This is a genomic window from Ureaplasma sp. ES3154-GEN (genome assembly GCF_025780075.1).
Lineage (GTDB): Bacteria > Bacillota_I > Bacilli_A > Mycoplasmatales > Mycoplasmoidaceae > Ureaplasma.
Genome location: NZ_JAOXHM010000005.1, coordinates 42,002 through 62,653 on the forward strand (window position 1 = coordinate 42,002; position 20,652 = coordinate 62,653).

Genomic DNA, 20,652 nt, shown 5'->3' on the forward strand with positions numbered 1-20,652 from the left:
ACCTTTATTTGTCATGAAATTTCCCAATATTTTTTTGGAAAACAATGTTTGTTTGACCAGTTGGGCCATCACGATTTTTTGCTAATAAAACGTGAGTTTCAATCATATTATTCCCATCATCATCTACATCAATGTTCGCTTCTTCACCTTTTTTAGAATTAAAATTAATTTGTTGATAACGATCATAATAAATAAAAATTACACTATCTGCATCTTGTTCGATCGCACCTGATTCTTTTAAATCCGATAAAAGAGGTGGTTGCAAGCTTGGTTGTTGGGGTATTTGATTGTTATATGATTTTTGTCATGGTGTTGTTTGTGGCTGAGCTGACGGCTTATTAGTTTCAGCAGCTCGGCTTAATTGAGCAACAGCTATAATCGGAATATTTAAATCTAGTGATAAACGCTTTAATGTATTAGAAACTTTTGCAACTTGTTCTGCTCGTGACTGGTTGTTTTTACGTTCAGAGCTAATTAGTTGTAAATAATCAATAACAACTAAGGCAATTTTTTTACGTTTATGTAAATCATAAATTTGTGATTCAATGCTGTTAATTGTGTTAATATTTTGGTCGCCAATTTGCAATGGATAATCCATTAATTTTTCCATTGCATGATCAATTATTTGATAATCTGCATTACTAATATTTTTAGAATAAAATTTACGCGGAATCATGTTGGTTTCCAAAGCGGCAAGTTTATCTAAAATCTGGCTCTTATTCATTTCTAAAGAAAAGAACAAAATGATTTTTTTCATTTTTTCATCAGTTTGTGATGCATTATATTCTTGGATTTTTGTGATATTGTTTTTAATTATATTTAAAGCAAAAGATGTTTTCCCCATCCCAGCCCGTGCGGCAAGCACAATTAACTGGCCTGGTTTAAAACCATTGGTCATCTTATCTAAATGTCGATAACCAGAAAAAATCGCATCCTGATTATGGCCTTTTTCCCGAACCAACATCATCTTTTCATAATAATTTTTAGTAATAGTTCGCATGTCATCTATTTTTTCGGCATCTTGGTTTAGTAAAATAGTTCGAAAATCAGATAACCATTGATCATAACTATTTTTAGAATTGCTAATAGCAATATTGCTCTTAAGAATTTTAGACGCTAACAAATCTAATTCATCTTTAATATAAGCATTCTTAACAATTCGAATTGAAGTATGCACATAACTATAGTAATAGCTAATTTCATTAATTTGATTTAAATAAAGCAAAAATCTGTTTTGGTCATTTAAAAACTCTTTAGTTGTTCGTAGTTGATTTAATAGCGAAACATCATTAATTGCATTCATATTATTATCTTCATTTAATGCTAAAATTTGCTCATAAAAAATTTGAGCAATTTTATTACGAAAATGAAAAGGTTGCAAGTTTGCTCTAATATCATCAACAGATTCATTTTGCTGTAAGCATGTTGCAATAATATGTTTTTCTGCAAAATCCAATTCATTGCGGTTTTGTTGAACAAGCTCATCTTGGTCATAATCGACCCCTAAATCAGAGGGTATTTTTTTCAACGGCATTAATTAGCTGAACTAACGTTAACTTTAACCTCTGCAACAATATCTTTGTAAATAACAACTTGGATTGTGTAAATCCCAATATCCAGATTGTGGGGATTTTTGATCATATGTTTTGTAATAGAATTGTTTGTTAAAGTGTTTAGTTTGTCTATAATTTGTTTATTTGTGATATGACCAAAAGTTTGTTCCTTATTTGTTTTTAAAGTAAAATTCAAAACCTCTTGTTCTAATTTTTTCTTAACAATTACTGCTTGCAAACGTTTTTCTTGTTCAATAGCATCTAATTTATCAAGATCATCAGCTAAGTGGTGTGAAGACGCGGGAGTATACAAAACTGCTTTCTTATTTTTAATTAGGAAATTTTTTGCATACCCGTCTGCAACTTCAACAACGTCATTTTTATTCCCTACCTTGGGAACATTAGTTAATAAAATAACTTTCATAATAACACCTCTTAATTTATATTATAAATAAAACGAAAACACCTTAGCGATATTTTCGTTTTGTTTGTTATTCGTAATATTTTTATTCTTTAACAAATGGTAATAAACCAACAAAACGAGCTCGTTTGATGGCATTAGCAACACGTCTTTGCATACGTGCTGAACATCCTGTTACCCGACGAGGTGAAATTTTGTTGTTATTGTTAATAAAACGTTGAAGTAATTCAACATCCTTGTAATCAACATGTTCTACTCCTTTTGCAGATAGAACACAGATTTTTTTACGTGGACGGCGTTTAAAGTTATTAAAGTTAGCCATATTATTCTCCTTTTTAAGATTTAAAAAAATTATTTATTGTCAATTCAATCATATGAATCATCATCGTCTAAATCAGATACATCAAAGGTTGATGGATTTGAATTAAAATTTGATGATTGATAAAATTGGTTCTTACTTGTAAACTGGTCATTTGACGAAAAGTCTGTTGATTCATTACCTTGATAAGTATTAAATGACGCATTGTTTTGACTACGCCGGATACTTCTAATATATTGAATCCTTACACTTAAGTCATATACCTTATCACCATTTTTATTGATATAACTACTTGATACAAGGGAACCCTCAATTGTAACCATATCACCTTTGTGTAAATATTTTGTGATAAAGTCTGCTGGTTGATTTCACGCAATACACGGAATAAAATCTGTTTTATCGCTTGAAAAGCTTGTTGACGTCGCAACTGTTATACGAGTAAAATAATTACTACCAGAAGATGTTTGTGTAATTGGAAGTGGATCTTTCGCAAGATTTCCAACAAGAATTACTTTATTTATCATTGTTTTGTTCCTTGTATAATGTTATATTAAGCAAAAAGAAAACTAGTTTTCTTCGTTGTTTGATTGATTACGTTGTGCTTCACGTTCAGCCTTCATTGCTTTTCATGCGGCTTCACGTTCTGCAGCAAAACGCGCTTGTTCTGCTTGTTGTTTTTCAAAAACAACAGCTTTCTTTTCGTTACGAAGAATTTTCTTCGGATTAATTGTCGCTTTATAACCGTAATCTTTTTCTAAGTTAATAATAATGTGACGTAAAACATTTTTATTGATCACAGCCAAACGACGGAATTCATTAATTAAAGATGCATCTTCAGTTTCGAAGTTGTATACATAACGGTAGCAAACTTTAAGTTTTTTAATTTCATATGCTAAAGGTTGAACACCTTCGTAGTTATTTTCTTCGATTTTTGTATCTTTTAATGTTGCTTTTAATTCGTTAGCAACCTTGTTAGCTTCGTTTTGATCTAAATCTCCACGAACAACAAGCATAATTTCATATTTTGCCATAGTCTAATTACTCCTTTGGATATTTATAAATAGTTAATTTATCTAAATTAACAAGAGGGTTTATTTTTTGCAAAATAAACTATTTAATTATATCAAAAAGAACGACATAAAAAAAGGATAAATCGATAAAAGAGAAAGCAACAAACAAAAACAAACATCTTTTTCAGATGTTTGTTTTTGTTTTTTATTTGGCGTTTTTAATTGTCTCTAAATCGATTGTTCACACATTTTTTGGTGTGTCAAGATCGTTGGTTGGTTCATAACGAGTTGCACTATTGAACGCACGTGAAGTTTCAACGACTTTACTAAATACTTTTGCTTGGTCAGAAACTTCTCCACTCTTATCAGCAGCGTGAGCGTGTCTTCCACGAATAATAATATTTACACCTAGTTTTTCGATTTCTGGTAAATTTTTCGTCGAGAAAACATTATCTCCAGTTAATTCTGTTACATTTTTTAAATATTTTTCTTTTCAATCAATTAAATGCAATGCACCTTGATAAGTTTCATGTCCTGAAGTTGATAAGTTTGAAGATACTGTTAGATCTGGTTTTAAACTTAAAGCAAATAATTGGTCTAGAGACTGTGATGATGTTGCTCAAATTTTAATATCTGTGTTGTTTTCACGCATATATTTCTTAAACACACCTTTAGCATTGTCGTTTAGTTTATATTTTCCTTCTGATACCATAACTTTATCAGATTCATTATATAAACTCATAGGTGGAACTTCTTTTCAGATTTTCATTAATTCTGATTTTGATTTTAATGCATCAGCGGTTGTCTTGTCCATCCCAAATGCACGAGATAATTTATCCAAATTGTTTAATAATCCAATTAAACCGTAGTTAGAATATCAAGTATCAGACATTGGTGTGATGAAAAAGTTATTATCTCTATTCGCAGCTGTTTTTAATAATCGAGGTGCTGTAAAATCACTATATCCTGCAATAGTGTTTGCAAATGTTTCCATTTTTGCCGTATCACGAGTATAAGTTGTTCCAGATACAGTATACCCATCTTTGTAGCCTGCATCATATCACATATAAACAACTTTATCAGCAGTTTTCATGAATGCTTGGTCAATTTTTTGAGGTAAAGAATTTCTAGCAGCAGCATCTGAACCTTCAGCAATTGTATCTCCATAAGAGAATCAAGGATCTAATAAATTAAACGCTGATTCATTGCTTGTATTAGGAACTGGGAAATACATTCCCAAGCCTGGTAATTCTGCATTTGTTGGTTTTGCATATAGCAATGGGAAGGTTGAAGGTTGGAAGATTGCATAATTATTAGCTCATTCAGAGCTCAATGTAGTTAATCCATTCTCTCCCCCAAAGTTTACACCAACTAGAACAGTCGTTTTTGCATCACGCAAACCTTTTCAGAATGCTGAATCTGCATACATTTTAATATCTTTTTTTAATGCTGCAATTAATTTTTCTGCTTGTGCACTAAATGTTGCTGCATATTTACCTTCTTTAATCAGCGGAGCAAAAGTAGTTGATTTTGATAGATCAATTGCTTCATCTAATTGTTTTGCAGTATTTCTTAATTGAGCAATCGGAGAATTTCATCATGTGTTGTAAACACTTACAATTTCTCCTTCATCCTCCATTTGTTTATTTAATAAACGGTTAATGTACTTTGCATCAACTTGAACGTTAGATTGTTTGCTGTTAATTGCTGGTTTACAACTTGCAGCAATAGCACTAAATGTCGCAACAGCAGCTAGTGACCCAAAAGTACTTCATAAAATTTTTTTCGTTTTTTTAGTCATAATATTCCTTTCGTTTCATTAATTATTCTAAAAAATTCGTATTAGACAGTTTCTGTAAAATACTGCTAATATTATAGTTATTAAGCTATTTTTGTGCATATAAAATGTACTATTTTTTTGGAAAAAAATTCGTTTTTCAGCAAAAAAACTAATTTTTTCTGTCAAAAAGTTTAAAAATATGCTTTAGAACAATAAAACTAATTGCCAACAAATAAAACCAAATGTGGATCTCTAGATTTACTAACAGTTGCTTTTGATTTAAACATAGCGATCAACTAATTTTGTTAACTGGTATTTTTTAATCTCTTTTTTACTGACTAAGTGAATTTTTAAAATTCTAAACAACAAAGAGTTAGAAACCACAGCAATGTCTGATGTAGTCATAATTAAAATCGAAATAAATGGTGGGATAATTCCTAAAACAGCTAATGGTATAAACAAAATATTGTATGCAAATGCTCAAAACAAATTTGTTCATATAAAAAATTTTGTTTTTTTGGTAATCATAATTAATTTAAAAATATTAATAATGTCCGCATTTACTAAATTAATATCTGAAACTGCGTTAGCTGCTTGATTATGCACACCAATGGAAATTGCAAGATCTGCCTGTTTTAAAGCGAGGAGGTCATTAATGCCATCACCCACATACATTACCACTTTATTTGTCTGTTGGATTTGACTAACAATGTTTGCTTTTTCTTCTGGCTTGACTTGTGAGTAATATGCATCAACACCTAATTCATCAGCAAGATATTTAACCGTCGCTTCGTTATCGCCACTAATAATATAAGTACTGATTCCTCGTGCTTTTAATAAAGCAATTGAATCTTTAGCATCATCGCGAATTTGATCAGTAAAAACAATGATGCTAACAACTTGACGATTAATTGCTAAGTAAACAGTAGATATTAATTCACTTTTAATAACAGAATTTAATTCTGTTTCCCTAAACATTGAAAAATCATAATTATTAGTTTCTAAGTAATGACGATTAGTTAATAAATATTCATTATTTTGATAATCGTGCGCAATAACCCCTACTCCCGATTGTTCTTTAATTTCTAATTCATTTGTTCCGATTGGAATATTGTTTTGTAAACAATATGATACATACGATTTGGCAAGTGGATGCAAAGACACACTTTCAAGTTGGTAAATTAAAGATAGGTAGTCCTTGTTGCCTAAAATTTTATCCACTACTAAAACCCCAGTGGTCAAGGTTCCGGTTTTATCAAAAGCAACTGCATTAATCTTTTTAATTTTTTCAAAAACTTTCGCATTGTTAAAAACAATACCATTTTTTGCCGCCTTCGCCGATCCAATTAAAACAGCAAGTGGAATAGCGATTCCAAAGGCGCAGGGACACGAAATAACAAGCACAGAAATCGCAATATGTACAGCTTTATTATAATCAACAACTATGCCTTCTAAACTAATATAATGTTTATCGACCATTAAATGACCAATGTTGTGGTTTTTGCTTAAAAAATAAACATCTCAAGTTTGAATACTTGGAAATACAACCTGCAAGACAAAAGATAAAATAGACATTAAAATGATTAAGGGTGTAAACCATAACGCAATTTTATCAGCTAATTTTTGAATTTTTGGTTTAGTTTGTTCAATATTACTAATTCTTGTTAAGATTTTGTGAATTGTTGAGTCATTATAACGCTTTGTTATTCTAAAAACAAAGGATTCACCTAAGTTAACCGAACCTCCGATTAAATCATGACCAGCAGATTTTAAAATTGGTCGTGCTTCACCAGTTAATGTCGACTCATCGACATCCGCAAACGCAGATATTAATTGTCCATCAAAAGGAATTACTTCCCCCTTGCGCACATAAACTAAATCGTTGACTTTTGCAGAAAATACTACTTTAGTTGTGTAATTTTTAGTTTTTTCATCATAAGCATTATACGTTTTAACTTCTAGGTTATTTAATTCCTCAATATCCTGGTTGGCTTTTAGTTTAATTCGAGCATTAACCACATGACCAACGCTCATTGTTGCAATAATCATACAAGCAGTTTCGAAAAAACCCATTGTTAAGACATCATAGTGGATTTGATTGTTAATTGTTGCATATAAAGAATAAATATATGCAACCAATGTTGAAATTACAACCAATAAATTTATCCCAATTTTCTTTCACTTAAAAACTTCAAAAAATGCATCCCGGTAAAACTGGTATCCAATTCCGAAAATCACAAAAGTACTAAGAACAAAAATCACTCAACTGTAAATTAAATACTGGTTGGGACTAAAAAGCGTATGTTTAGAGAACATTATAACCATCTCTAAAACCATTAAGGGAATGCTAATGATTAGAGCAAGCAACACAACACTTAATTCTTTAACATATTGTTTTTTAACAAGAGACCATTTTTTTCATTTTAACGTTAATGAAGATAATATTCGCATATGCTATTGTTAGTAAATATATTCTTCAAGTATAATGTTATCAAAACCATTGGCTTTAATGTTTTGCAGAACATTTTCTCGTTTATTTGTTTGTTCGTCAAATTCAAAGGAAAACGTTTTATCCAAAAAGTTAATGTTCACATTTTCTACACTAATTTTATCTAATACAGACCGTAGTGATGTAAGACAAGAACCGCAACGTAAATTTTGTGAAGTTAATTTAATGTATGTCATAAGATATTCCTCATTCATTAATTTTGTTGTTTAAATTATAAAATAAATTGTCCCAAAAAATCTAATAACTATGCTTGTTTTGTTCCATTTTTTCTTTAATATAAACATTTTTATTCAATATAGTGTTATTTAAAAGATTTTTTATTATAAATAAGTTATAATTATTAGTTACTTTTTAGAAATAAAAAATTATTTTTAGAATAAAAAAGAGAGGTTGCAATATGAAACCTCTCTTTTTGTTAACGTTTGGTTTTGTCAAACGGTTTCCCCACATTTTTGGGTGCAGTAGAATATTTTGCAAATGCAACCATTCCGATTAGAGTAATTGCATATGGAATTGTTTTGATCAAATGGGTATAGTGTTCGTTTTTCACTAGACCAGGAATAATGTTTTTAATACTTGCAAAGACAATTGACATTACAAGAATTAAAGGTATTTTTCAACCACCAGCGATTAAGATTGCAAGCGATAGGAAACCGATCCCATCTACTGAACCATAAAATCCAGTCCCTTTCTGATACATAAACAATCCGCCAGCAACTCCTGCAATTACACTTGAAATCGAAATTGCAATTCATTGGTATTTATAAACATTAATCCCTTGGGCATCAGCCGCATTAGGATTTTCTCCAATTGCATATAAACGAAGTCCAAATGGTGTTTTTTTCATCATAAAATAAAACGCCATTACGATTAAAATAATTGCGATTAAAATAATTAAGCCACTGAAATAAAACACCGGTTGGCCATTTGTATTTGTAATTTCCAAAAAACCACGATAATCACTGGTCAAACTTGTTTTTGCATTATTGGTAATCGCTTTAGCAATCGGATTGGAAACAAAAGTGGCAATCCCTGATGCAAGTAAGTTGATCGCAGTCCCTGCGATAATTTGATTCGTTTTTAATTTAATTGTTAAAAAACCAAATAATAAACCCATAGGAATTGTCGCGATCCCTGCGACAATTAACGGTAAAATAAGGCTATATTCAAAGTTTTTTTGATCATTCAAGACCCCTGCACTGTTTTTCATACTAAATGCTACAATACTAAAAAATAGTGCTCCAAAAATCATTTGTCCGTTAATAGAAATATTAGCAATTCCTACACGTTCGCTAAAATAACCACTCAAGGCACCTAAAGCAAAAATCCCAATAAATAAGACAAGGGTTGTTAAGTTAAAATCAATTGCAGTATATGACATTAGATAACAGCCCTTTCAATAATTTGTTGTTGATCTACATTCAATGCTTGTTCATATGAAGTTTGCAATCAAGTTAATAGTAGTTGATTTTGCTTGTTATCTAGTTTAATTTGTTTAATTTTATTTAAGCTAGTTTCATATGTTTGTTTAATTTTTTGAGTAGATGACAAACGCAGATGTTTGTGCATATATTTTTTTGCTTCTTGAATTGTTTTATCTTCTTGATTCAATAACTCTTGATATGTATTGTAATTCTTCAAATAAATATTTCACACTTGTTTAAAGTGTGGATCTCGATTGCTCATTATATTTGCAATATGAACTCATTGTTCATGAGTTATTTTCTGTTTATAAACAAGTAATTCGTAAACTCCCTTAACATCTTCATCCATTGCATTGATATAAATAGTTGGGTCAGTTTGTTCTTGCAACAATACTCAGTCATCATTGCTCATATTTTTTTGATTAATTAGTTTTTGGTATGTTGAATTTAAAAAAATATTTTTATAAGAGCTTCGGTTCTCTTCATTAATTAATCAATCAACACTTGGGTTTTTACGAAGATAAGCTAAATATTCATTGTAATCAAAACCAATTTTTTCAGCATATCGCTTAAGGTTTTGGAAAGCAAATTTTAATAAATTTTGTTGATCTAAGTAAATTTTATCTCTTAAATTACTTAGTTTTTTTGATTCTCTTAATGATAAACGGTGGTGAAAAATCTTAGCTTTGTGTAAAATTCTTTGTTCCGGAAAGAACACTTGATTCACTTTTTGAATTAACAGATGTTTACGCAATTGTTTATAGTTTTTTTCAACAGCATTAACATATGCTAAATACTCTTGGTTATATAAAGCATTATAGTATTGATTAATTAATTGCTGTAAATATCGCACACGTTGTGGGTTATCTGTTTTTGTCGTATTAATACGAACTGCTTTTAGAGCATCCTTATGTGCTTTTTTTAGTCGAACATAAGTCCCATTATATGTAGAAATAATACTGTTCAATTCGTTTTCATAATGTTTATAGTCCTCAAGACCTTTTTTAGCATAAATCCATTTAAACATTAAATAGATTGGTGAAATTTTTTCAAATAAAACAAACATTGCTGCACCAATCATAATGAATGAAATAATTAAACCGCTTACTTCTGAAGGGAATGACCCTCCTAAATAGTCAGCAGAAAATTGTAACATTCCAACAAGGAAAGAAATTGGAATAACAGCAAGCGGGTGCACTAATGCAATTAACCCAATTGCAATACCATCAAATCCCTCATTAGGTAGGATGTCTACGTTTTCTTTAATCGCAATCGCTTGTCCTTGACTATTAGCAGTATATAAGACAAATCCTAAAATCCCCGCAATCATTCCAGAAATTGCAAATGTAGCAATTGCGATTGTTTTTGTCTTATAACCAGCATAGCGCGAAGCTTCAAACGAGCGACCAACTGATAGAACTTTTTGACCAAAAACAGTAAACCGTAATAAAATGAAAACAATCACTGCAACTAAAACAAAAATTCCTAGTGCAAATAAATAACCATATCCTGGTGCTAAACCATCTAAAGTGAAGTTTCACTGAATAGTGGCTGAACCTTGGGGAATAGAAGCGTTTTGAGCATATAGTCCGTTATTTGATTTTAAAATTGTATATTTTGCAAGGAAATAAATCATTCAGTTTAGTAAAATTGATGACACTACTTCGTTAATTTTAAGAAAGATTTTTAATATTCCAATAAAAACAGTAACTAAAGCACCTGCTGCTGCGGCAATAATGAACAACAAGATTTGCCCAACGACAATTGGAACATTAAGATGACTAATCTGCAAATGCCGGACGACAACAATCATAATTAGACCTGCAGCAAGCATCTGCCCAGAAATTCCGATATTAAATAAACCTGCTTTAAAAGCAAAAATAAATGAGAGAGCTGCAATCCCTGCAACCGCTACTTTATTTAAATAAATATCGTATGATCCAACTCATCTAGTAAATAATCGGTGGATAAAATCTTTAGGATCGTATCCTAAAATACCGACAAAAATAGTAACTGCAATAATCGCGATAAAAATTGCAAAAATAGTTGATAAAGCTTTTTTGTAATTACTTTTCGCTGGCAAAGTAGAGAAAACCTTATGCCATGCGAGTTTGCGAGCGTATTTATGCATTGTGTTCACCTGCCATAAGTTCTCCAATTTTTTGTTTTGTCATTTCTGTTTTGTCTCCTAAACCAATGAAATGTCCATCATGAATAACTGCAATTGTGTCAGCAAGCGCAAGAATTTCATCTAATTCGTAAGATATCAATAAAACAGCATTATTTTTTTGTTTTTCTAATAAAACTTGTTCGTGGATAAATTCAATAGCCCCTAAATCAAGTCCTCTTGTAGGTTGCACCATCATAATGAGATTATGCTCACGTTGAATTTCTCGACCAACAATTAATTTTTGTTGATTTCCCCCACTTAATGCACGAGCTAAATTATCCCCAATTGTTGTTCCACGTACATCGTATTTGTTAATAATTTCAATTGCTTTTTCAACAATTTTGTTGCTATTGATGAATCCGGAATGGCTATAAGGTTTTTTGTTAATTTCTTGCAAAACCGTATTCATCATAATTGAATCATCTAAAATTAAACCATGTTTGTGGCGATCTTCTGGGATATGAGATAAACCCTTTAGATAACGTTTAGCAATTGATTCTTTAGTTATATCATTATTGTTTAAAATAATTTTAGCGCCAGGATTAGCGTTATTCAAGCCTGCGATAGTTAAAGCTAATTGGCTTTGTCCATTACCCTCTACACCAGCGATTGCAAAGACCTCACCAGCATGGACTTGAAAATTCAATGCTTTTGTCTGATCCTTGCTTGTTGGTTTTAACTGGCGATAAATGTCAAGATTGTGTACATCTAAAATTACTGGTTTATCTGTTCTGTCATAAACTTGGTCGTTCTTAACAGCAACAAGTTTCCGACCAACCATTAATTCAGCCATTTCTGCAATACTTTTATCTTTAACTTCAAAACGATCAATAAATTGGCCGCGACGAATAATAGTTGCGCTATCTGCAACCTGTTTAATTTCATTGAATTTATGGGTAATAATAACGATTGTTTTTCCGTCTTTTTTGAAATCCAAAAGCATTTGTAAGAAAGATGCAATTTCATCCTCAGATAAAACCGCAGTTGGTTCATCAAAAATTAAAATATCGATATCTTTATACAATAATTTTAAAATTTCTGTTTTTTGTTGTTGACCAACTGTTAAGTTGCTAATTTTCTTTTTCAGATCTAATTTTAATTTATATGATGAAATAATACTAGTTAGTTTGCGAGCAATTTTTCGTCGAGGAATAACGTTTGTAATTGCTGCTTCTTCACTTCCTAAAATAATATTATCTAATACACTTAAAGTATCAATCAGTTTAAAGTGCTGATGCACCATACCGATACCGTATTTACTTGCATCTTTAGCAGATGCGAAATTAATGGTTTCTCCATTAATTTTAATAGAACCTGAATCCTGTTTGTAAATACCAAAAAGGATCGACATCAATGTTGATTTTCCTGCGCCATTTTCACCAATGATTGCATGAATTTCGTTCTTTTTTACAAATAAATCAACATCTTTGTTTGCAACGATTTTACCATTTAAAAACGTTTTGGTAATTTTATGCATCTCAATTGCAAAAACGGTTTGGTTATTGTTGTTTTGCATATTGTTGTCTCATTCTCCATAATTATAAGATAACTAATGTAGGAAAATACTAGTTACCAGTTGGTTTGGGAATATTAATTCCTTTTGAACTATAAAAAGCTTTAAGTCCTTCATAGCTTGTTTGGTTAAATGATTGATCATCAATTCGTGATCCCGCATTTCCTAGTGCTAATTTAACAAGTTTTGCTTTTTCTTCATCGGTATTTGCAGCATTTCATACTTCTGCAAATTTAATTGATGTTTTTTTGTTTCCACCAATTTTTAAAAAACTTGTTTCATTGTATTTATATTCCATTGTCTTATTGTTAGCACCAGTATAAGTATTGGTTGTTGTTAAATTATTAAATTCGTTTGAGTTTTTTAATTCATCAATTGCTGACGCATAGTCTGTTACTGCTTTGCCAGCTAATTTTAATGCATCAATTAAATATTGTTGACCAGGTGTTGATACTCCTACTAAGGGTTGGTTGTTAAAATAAGATTTTTCGTCAAAACCAACTAATGAGTGTGTACCCAAACGGAATTGGTTATCTTCAGCTTTTGCAGTTAATGCAGTAGTTTTTATTGCTCCTTCGATTAATGCCTGCACTGCTAAATCTAATCTTTTTGTGATCGAAAACAATATTGCTTTTCCGTTGTTAACACTAGTAAAATTTGTTGTTTTATTTAGCGCAGCGTTGTCTTCCTGTGGTACGTCAACCCCAATTACTAAAATTGGACGCGTTGTGTTTGTGGAAGCAGTATTTACAGCATCAATTGTTTGGGCACCTGATACCGGTAAAATTAAATCAGCACCATCTGAAACTAAACTACTTAAAATTGTTGCAACTTTTCCTTCACCCGGTCCTCATGCACCACTTTCAAAAGATTCACCAGCTGTTGCTTGGTCAACCTCAACCCAAGTTTTTGTCACATTTTTATCGTTTGCTTGTGGAACTTGTTTGTTTGCTAATAAAGTGTTAGCATACTTCACACCTTCTTGAAAACCTTTAATAAAACTTAAAGTTGAAGCGTAGCCTTGCCCAACAAACCCACCTCATTTAAGAGTGTTTTTAGTTTTCATAAACGCAGCTTGGTTGGCGTTTAGGTAATAAGCGGCCGCAATTCCTGTAGCAAATCCACCGTGGTCTGTTCTAAATTCAACAGAAGCTACACGTTCTTGGTTTTTTTCACCCGTATATTTTGCGTCAATAAAACCAACAACCGCGTTGTTTGCTAATCCGTCTTTTTGACCCATTGTTTGGTTTAAAGCATCAATAAAACTAAAACCGGTCGTGATCAAGAAGCGCCCACCATCATCAATTAAAGATTTAAATGTTGCTGCAAAATCAGATGTATCTCCGCCTTGTGTCGCTCTAAAGAAACTATTTAATTCATATTTTGGTTTTTGTTTTGTACAACTTACAGCAATTGCTGTGAGAGCCAAAAAACTAGTTATTATTCCTAAAAAACCAAAAAAGATTTTTTTCCTAAACTGGAATTTTTTCATTACTTTTTCCTTCTAAAATCTAGTTATAAAATTGAATATAAAAAATTTATTCGAAATAATATTATATAACAATAATATTCCACTTTTTAAAATAATGGATTGATGTTTTATGCATATTTTTTGGTACTAAAAATGAATGAAAAGTCAAGAAAAAATATTTTGAATAACTTTTTAAGAAATATAAAGATATTTAGGATAATTGGTAAGTTTTACTAATTCTATACTTATTTGCTTTTAAATAAGAAACTACTTTAATTAATTTATTTCTTAAATAAAAGAGTAAATATTAAGATAAAGAGATGTGCAACTTTATGTCGTTGCGCATCTCTTTACAATTTGTATCATTAATAGAATACTATTAATTTTTATAATTGAAATTAAATTTTAGTTTGCAACTATTTAGCGTTTCAAAACTCTTACGTTAGTAAATAATAAATTTAGTTACCAGTTGGTTTTGGAAGAATAATTCCGTTTGCTTTATAGAAAGCTCTAAGACCCTCATATGTTGTTTGGTTGAATGATTGATCATCAATTCTTGAACCAGCATCACCAAGAGCTAATTTAACAAGTTTTGCTTTTTCATCTTTGTTTGCAGCTGAATTTCACACAGTAGCAAAAGCTGTTGATGAAGTTCTAGAAGATGAGTTGTCAAGGAAAGAAGTTTCATTGAAAGTGTATTCTTTTGAGACTTGATTAGCACCTGTATATGTGCTAGTTGTTGCCAATTCGTTATATTGAGATGAGTTTTGAATTTCACGAATTGCAGAAACGTAATCAGTCACTGTTGATTTACCAGCTAATTTTAATGCATCAATTAAATATTGTTGCCCAGCTTTTGAAACACCAACAAGTGGTTGTCCGTTGTAATATGATTTTTCGTCAAAACCAACTAATGAGTGTGTTCCCAAACGGAATTGGTTATCTTCAGCTTTTGCAGTCAATGCAGTAGTTTTTGTGGCATTATCAATTAAAGCTTGTGCAGCTAAATCTACACGTTTAGTAATTGAAAATAAAACAGATTTTCCACCATTAAGATCCGCAAAGTTTGTTGTTTTATTTAGCGCAGCGTTGTCTTCCTGTGGTACGTCAACCCCAATTACTAAAATTGGACGCGTTGTGTTTGTAGAAGCAGTATTTACAGCATCAATTGTTTGTCCACCAGCTACTGGTAGAATTAAATCAGCACCATCTGAAACTAAACTACTTAAAATTGTTGCAACTTTTCCTTCACCCGGTCCTCATGCACCGCTTTCAAAAGATTCACCAGCTGTTGCTTGGCCAACCTGAACTCAAGTTTTTGTCACATTTTTATCGTTTGCTTGTGGAACTTGTTTGTTTGCTAATAAAGTGTTAGCATACTTCACACCTTCTTGAAAACCTTTAATAAAACTTAAAGTTGAAGCGTAGCCTTGCCCAACAAACCCACCTCATTTAAGAGTGCTTTTAGTTTTCATAAACGCAGCTTGGTTGGCGTTTAGGTAATAAGCGGCCGCAATTCCTGTAGCAAATCCACCGTGATCTGATCTAAATTCAACAGAAGCTACACGATCCTTGTTTGCTTCCCCATTATATTTAGAGTCAACAAAACCGACAACTGTGTTCTTTGCCAATCCCTCTTTTTTACCCATCGTTTCGCTTAATGGCCCAGTAAAACTAAAACCAGTCGTAATTAAATAACGTGCACCATCATCGATTAATGAGTTAAATGTTGCTTGGAAAGCAGCTGTGTCACTTCCGGCAGTTGCTCTATAAAATGTATTTAAAACATAAGGAGAAACTTCTGCTTGAGTGTTCCCTTTATCGTTATTTGTTTTGCCTGATTCTCCACCTTTTTTTGTATCATTTTTATCGTCTTTAGCACAACTAGCAGCAACTGCTGCAACTGCTAATAAAGCAGCAGAAGCGCCAAATAAGCCAAATAAAATTTTTTTGTTTAATTTTAATTTTTTCATTATATTTCCTTAATTAATTCAACATAAACGAGTATCAACCTACTCAAAAATATTATATTATAATTTTATTTGTATATACAAGATTATTAAAATAAAAGATAAAAAAGAAGTCTTGTGTGCTTACACAAAACTTCTCAGTGCATTTTTCTTAAGAATCGCAAACATTTCCTCTTCTGAAACATTTCTAATCTCTGCAATTTTCTTAGCAGTTTCAATGACATAATAAGGATAATTTGTTTTTCCACGATAGGGTGTAGGAGTTAAAAACGGGGCATCTGTCTCCACAAGAATACGGTCTAAATCAACAGCTCTAACGCATTCGTACAATTCTAGAATATTATTTTTTGGCGTTGCTTTAAAAGTAATTACACCCGGAAAAGAAACGTAATAACCTAGTTGGTTATAAATAGGAATGAATCGGTAAGCATCAGTAAAACAGTGAATAATTACTTTTTTAACTTGATATTTTTGTAGGATTTGAATCGCATCATCATGCGCATAACGAATATGCAAATTTAGTGTTAAATTATATTTTAAAGCTAGTTTAATTTGTTTAATAAATCATTCTTTTTGATATTCTCGACTATATTCTAGTTCATGATAATAGTCTAGACCAACTTCCCCAACACACACAATTTGGTCATTATGGTTAATAATTAATTGCTCAAGATAATCTAAATCTTCATCTTTTAAATCCTTTAAATCGGTCGGATGATAGCCAACCGATGCAACAATATGGTCATATTGCCGTGCTTGGAAAATTGCTAAATCACACATCTTACGATCACAGGATACAATATTAAAACCGACACCCTTCGCTAATGCTTGTTGAGCAATAGTGTGAAAATCCTCTTCTAATGGGGACATATTCGTGTGTGTATGAGTATCAATAATTTTAATTTGTTTTCAATTTTTCATATTTATTTTCCTAAACAAAAATTCGCAAACAATTCATCTAAAAAATCGTATTCCTTGCTATCACCTAATAACTCTAAGAGTTTTAAATTACAAACTTCTAGATCAGCAATGATTAAATCGATTGTTGCATTATTTTGGATTAAATTAAAAAGTACTCGATTAATAATTTCATACACTTGTTTTAACAATCCAATTTGCCGGTGAGAAGCAAGAACATTTAAATTAATATCCGTAAATTCATTAATTTTAAATTGTTCTTTAATTGTTTTAATTAGAGGATCGATTTCGTTGGCTTTAGCATTAATGTAAATATAATCTTTGTTAAATGATGATACTAAATCTTTTTTGGTATGTACAACTAAATGCTTATGATCTTTAATCTGGTCATAAATTAAAGAATCAAGATTTTCGTTATCGATTAAATAGAGAATTAAATCGACTTGGTCAATTAAGTTAATCGCTTTTTTGATTCCCATCCCTTCGATCACATCATTAGTTTCATGTATTCCTGCTGTGTCATATATTTTTAAACTAAACCCATCGATGTTAATAAAAGTTTCAATGACATCCCGTGTTGTTCCCGGAATATTTGAAACAATAGCTTTTTCTTCATTTGCTAAAGCATTCAATAATGTTGACTTTCCAACATTTGGTTGACCAATAATTAAAACTTTAATCCCTTCATTAATTGGCATATAACGTTGCGAACGAGTTAATAATATATCAATTTGTTGATTAATATCTTGCAAGGATTTAATCAAATCAGAATTTGAGATTTCGGGCACATCATCATATTCAGGATAATCAATATTAACTTGCATTTGACCAATTAATAAAAACAATTGATTACGAATATTTTTGATATCGTCACTAACATAACCTCGTAACGCATTCATACTAGCGTTTACAACTAACTCATTTTTTGCATTTACTAAATTATTAATAGCTTCAACCTTAGTTAAATCCATTTTATTATTCATTAATGCACGACGCGAGAATTCACCTCTTTGTGCGTATTCACAACCATATTTGATTAGTAATTCAATGATTAGGTTTGCAACAACTACTCCCCCATGACAATTAATTTCGATAACATCTTCGCCTGTAAAAGTGTTTGGCGCTTTAAAAGTATTAATCAGCACTTCGTCATATGTGCGATTATTATCCACAATAAAACGGTAGAAAATTCGGTGACTAACATCGGGAACTGGTTTATTTAAAACATTGTTGATGATTAAGAATGCTTTTGGTCCTGATATGCGAATCACATGAATTGCTGCATTTAAGTTTGCTGTTGCAAGAGCAACAATTGTTGAAAACATAAAAACTCCTTAATAAAATAAATGGCTAATTAAAATTAATAAACTGGTTTTATTAAAGTTTAAATTTTTAAATAAAGTCAATCATTCATATATGTCTGCTCGGTGTCTTTCTTCCCCGAAAACAAATAAGTATTTCAAAAAATAAAATAAAACTTCGTGCGTTTGTTTTTTAAACTCTTCCTTAAAAAAACCAAAATTAGTCGAATCTTTGATTTCTGTAAATCACTCAGCAAACATATCTAAATAATTATTATTTTTAAATTTTAAATAAAGTTCATAATCATTAAAAACCGCAAGTTCTTGTTCATTAGTTTTATCATATTTTTGCGAATGCAAAAAGTGAATTTGGCAACGGCTACGAATAGTTGGCAGTACTGATCATAGCTGATTAGTAACTAAAAAACAAAAGGTATTTTCGGGCGGTTGTTCAATGAATTTTAATAGGGAATTTAAAACAAGTGTTGAAGTTTTATGAATATTTGTGATCACATAAAACTTATGTCCAATCGCTTCTAATCCTTCATTTAGATAACGATTTTGTAGTTCTAGACTATCCTGCTTCTTCATACTAATACCATCGTAAACAATAAAGTCAGCATAATTATTGTTTTTTAATTTGTCCTGATAAAAAGCAAAATCTTTGACCTGACTAGTAGTCCAAAGATCAAAGATCATCTGTTTTATGTAATTGAGATAGTCGGTATTTTGTTGGATTACAATTAAAGAAGCGTGGTGCATAAAAAATTCCTAGTTTTGTAATATACGAAGTAAATGTTGGTATGTTGTTTGATAGACTGTGTCTAGTGATTGATTTGCATCAATAACAATGCGTTCATAACGTGGTTGATAATATTCTTGAAAGGCTTTTTCATATTTTTGAATTAATGATTCATAAAAATCAATTTTCTGCTGATCATAATAGTTTAATTCTCTACTTTTAGAAAGATCGGCATTAACGCGTTGCATTGCCGTTTGAACAGATACATCAAAATAAAAAATATAATCAATTGGAAGATCCCGAATAGTTAAATTATTAACTTCATATACCGTTTGCATGCTAACTTCTTCGTTGCTTTGGTAAACCAATGAAGAATGTACATAACGATCACACATTACGATTTTGTTTCTTAAAAGAGCTGGTTTAATAGTTTGTAAAATGTGTTCATTGCGACTAGCAGCATAAAAATAAGCTAATGTTAAATTATTAAAAAGTGATAAGTTTTGTAAAGTAAACTTGCGAATGATTTCACTATTTAAATTATTAAATCCTCCCGGTTCACGGGTAAAAATAAAATGTGATGATCATTGTTTTTTACTAAATTCTGCGGCAAGTTTGTTTAAAATAGTTGATTTACCAGCACCATCAATCCCTTCAAAAACAATGAATAATGGTTTGGAAAAAAGTTTTGGCTGCATTAATTATCACACTCGATATGTTCTTCGTCAAAATGATTGTGCTCAAAGAAACATAAAACTTTTTTAGCAAAAGCGGATGGTTGTTCCACTTGAGGGAGATGTCCGCTTTCGCGAAAATGAAATTGGTAAATCTTATTTTTCGCTTTGTTAAATTGACGATAACTTCCTTGAGCATCAATAATCTTGTCTGCAACGCCATAAATTAACAATGTAGGGGTGTTGTTTAGGTTTCTTTGTGCTTTTTTTAATGTGTGTTTTGTTTTTATGTTAAAACCCGTATTTAACATTAGGTTCTTAAAAAAACTGGGTTTTTCATGAAATAAACGACTTTGTTTTTCGAATCGCGTTTCCGGATTAATATCAGAATTATTGCGGAAATCATAATACAATAATTCGATAATTTTGGCCGGATGCTTCTTTAAAAATTGCGGAAACAAATAAATTAAGTTAAATAAGTACTTATTAAAACCTTCATAATAACTATTCATTAACACTAATTTCTTAATTTTTTGAGGAATCATACTATTCACTAGACAACCAATTGCTCCACCTAACGAATGGCCAATTAGGTAAAAATCATTAAGGTTTTCTTGTTCAACAAATTCGGTAATAATTTTAGCCATTTCAACAATTGAAATTTTAGACAATATAGTCGATGAAGTTAAACCATGGCCTGGTAAACCTAAATAATAGCAGTTGTAATCCTTAAAATATTTATCAACTAAGAAAAAATAGTGAGGGCTGGCATGATAACCATGTATAAATAAAACATTCCCTTTGGCTGGTTCATGATTGTTTGCGGAACGATAAAAATAGTTCAGAGTATTGGTTTTAATTAATTCCATATTCTAAC

At 31.0% G+C, this 20,652-nt stretch carries 18 protein-coding genes; all 18 read right to left on the reverse strand.

Annotation, left to right across the window (positions count from 1 at the left end; translation table 4 throughout):
• Positions 1 to 4: 4 nt before the first annotated feature.
• Positions 5 to 1,534 (reverse strand): DnaB-like helicase C-terminal domain-containing protein, encoded by a 1,530-nt coding sequence (locus tag OF377_RS02480; RefSeq protein ID WP_263836308.1) that lies wholly within the window; start codon positions 1,532 to 1,534, stop codon positions 5 to 7.
• Complete coding sequence (rplI, locus tag OF377_RS02485) at positions 1,534 to 1,977, reverse strand: 50S ribosomal protein L9 (protein WP_263836309.1); 444 nt, start codon at positions 1,975 to 1,977, stop codon at positions 1,534 to 1,536. The genes OF377_RS02480 and rplI overlap by 1 nt, the downstream gene beginning before the upstream one ends.
• Positions 1,978 to 2,059: 82 nt before the next feature.
• Complete coding sequence (gene rpsR / locus OF377_RS02490) at positions 2,060 to 2,296, reverse strand: 30S ribosomal protein S18 (protein WP_263836310.1); 237 nt, start codon at positions 2,294 to 2,296, stop codon at positions 2,060 to 2,062.
• Positions 2,297 to 2,325: 29 nt separating this feature from the next.
• Positions 2,326 to 2,817 (reverse strand): single-stranded DNA-binding protein, encoded by a 492-nt coding sequence (locus tag OF377_RS02495; protein WP_263836311.1) that lies wholly within the window; start codon positions 2,815 to 2,817, stop codon positions 2,326 to 2,328.
• A gap of 42 nt (positions 2,818 to 2,859) precedes the next feature.
• Entirely contained in the window at positions 2,860 to 3,324 is a 465-nt protein-coding gene (rpsF, locus tag OF377_RS02500) for a 30S ribosomal protein S6 (protein ID WP_263836312.1), read from the reverse strand.
• Positions 3,325 to 3,508: 184 nt separating this feature from the next.
• Positions 3,509 to 5,104: a Vmc-like lipoprotein signal peptide domain-containing protein gene (locus OF377_RS02505; protein WP_263836313.1), complete on the reverse strand. Its 1,596-nt coding sequence runs from the start codon at positions 5,102 to 5,104 to the stop codon at positions 3,509 to 3,511.
• A gap of 258 nt (positions 5,105 to 5,362) precedes the next feature.
• A complete protein-coding gene (locus tag OF377_RS02510; RefSeq protein ID WP_263836314.1) occupies positions 5,363 to 7,534 on the reverse strand; it encodes a heavy metal translocating P-type ATPase in 2,172 nt (723 codons plus the stop codon).
• A 9-nt stretch (positions 7,535 to 7,543) separates the two neighbouring features.
• Positions 7,544 to 7,768 carry a heavy-metal-associated domain-containing protein gene (locus OF377_RS02515; RefSeq protein ID WP_263836315.1) on the reverse strand — a complete coding sequence of 75 codons (225 nt, stop codon included), beginning with the start codon at positions 7,766 to 7,768 and terminating at the stop codon, positions 7,544 to 7,546.
• A gap of 239 nt (positions 7,769 to 8,007) precedes the next feature.
• Complete coding sequence (locus tag OF377_RS02520; protein ID WP_263836316.1) at positions 8,008 to 8,973, reverse strand: ABC transporter permease; 966 nt, start codon at positions 8,971 to 8,973, stop codon at positions 8,008 to 8,010.
• Entirely contained in the window at positions 8,973 to 11,147 is a 2,175-nt protein-coding gene (locus tag OF377_RS02525; RefSeq protein ID WP_263836317.1) for an ABC transporter permease, read from the reverse strand. Before OF377_RS02525 ends, OF377_RS02520 begins: the two co-directional genes overlap by 1 nt.
• Positions 11,140 to 12,702 carry an ABC transporter ATP-binding protein gene (locus OF377_RS02530; protein WP_263836318.1) on the reverse strand — a complete coding sequence of 521 codons (1,563 nt, stop codon included), beginning with the start codon at positions 12,700 to 12,702 and terminating at the stop codon, positions 11,140 to 11,142. The genes OF377_RS02525 and OF377_RS02530 overlap by 8 nt, the downstream gene beginning before the upstream one ends.
• 49 nt (positions 12,703 to 12,751) lie before the next feature.
• The gene (locus tag OF377_RS02535) at positions 12,752 to 14,191 is read right to left on the reverse strand and encodes a BMP family lipoprotein (protein WP_263836319.1); all 1,440 of its coding nucleotides are present in this window, start codon (positions 14,189 to 14,191) and stop codon (positions 12,752 to 12,754) included.
• Between the two features lie 437 nt (positions 14,192 to 14,628).
• A complete protein-coding gene (locus tag OF377_RS02540) occupies positions 14,629 to 16,143 on the reverse strand; it encodes a BMP family lipoprotein (RefSeq protein WP_263836320.1) in 1,515 nt (504 codons plus the stop codon).
• A 120-nt stretch (positions 16,144 to 16,263) separates the two neighbouring features.
• On the reverse strand, positions 16,264 to 17,061 hold the full coding sequence (locus OF377_RS02545; RefSeq protein ID WP_263836321.1) for a TatD family hydrolase: 798 nt from the start codon (positions 17,059 to 17,061) through the stop codon (positions 16,264 to 16,266).
• 2 nt (positions 17,062 to 17,063) lie between these two features.
• Positions 17,064 to 18,383, reverse strand: coding sequence for a tRNA uridine-5-carboxymethylaminomethyl(34) synthesis GTPase MnmE (gene mnmE, locus OF377_RS02550; protein ID WP_263836322.1), 1,320 nt, complete (start codon positions 18,381 to 18,383; stop codon positions 17,064 to 17,066).
• Positions 18,384 to 18,392: 9 nt separating this feature from the next.
• Complete coding sequence (locus tag OF377_RS02555; RefSeq protein ID WP_263836323.1) at positions 18,393 to 19,121, reverse strand: DNA polymerase III subunit; 729 nt, start codon at positions 19,119 to 19,121, stop codon at positions 18,393 to 18,395.
• A gap of 9 nt (positions 19,122 to 19,130) precedes the next feature.
• Positions 19,131 to 19,799: a dTMP kinase gene (gene tmk / locus OF377_RS02560; protein WP_263836324.1), complete on the reverse strand. Its 669-nt coding sequence runs from the start codon at positions 19,797 to 19,799 to the stop codon at positions 19,131 to 19,133.
• Positions 19,799 to 20,644 carry an alpha/beta fold hydrolase gene (locus OF377_RS02565; RefSeq protein ID WP_263836325.1) on the reverse strand — a complete coding sequence of 282 codons (846 nt, stop codon included), beginning with the start codon at positions 20,642 to 20,644 and terminating at the stop codon, positions 19,799 to 19,801. Before OF377_RS02565 ends, tmk begins: the two co-directional genes overlap by 1 nt.
• Positions 20,645 to 20,652: the final 8 nt, after the last annotated feature.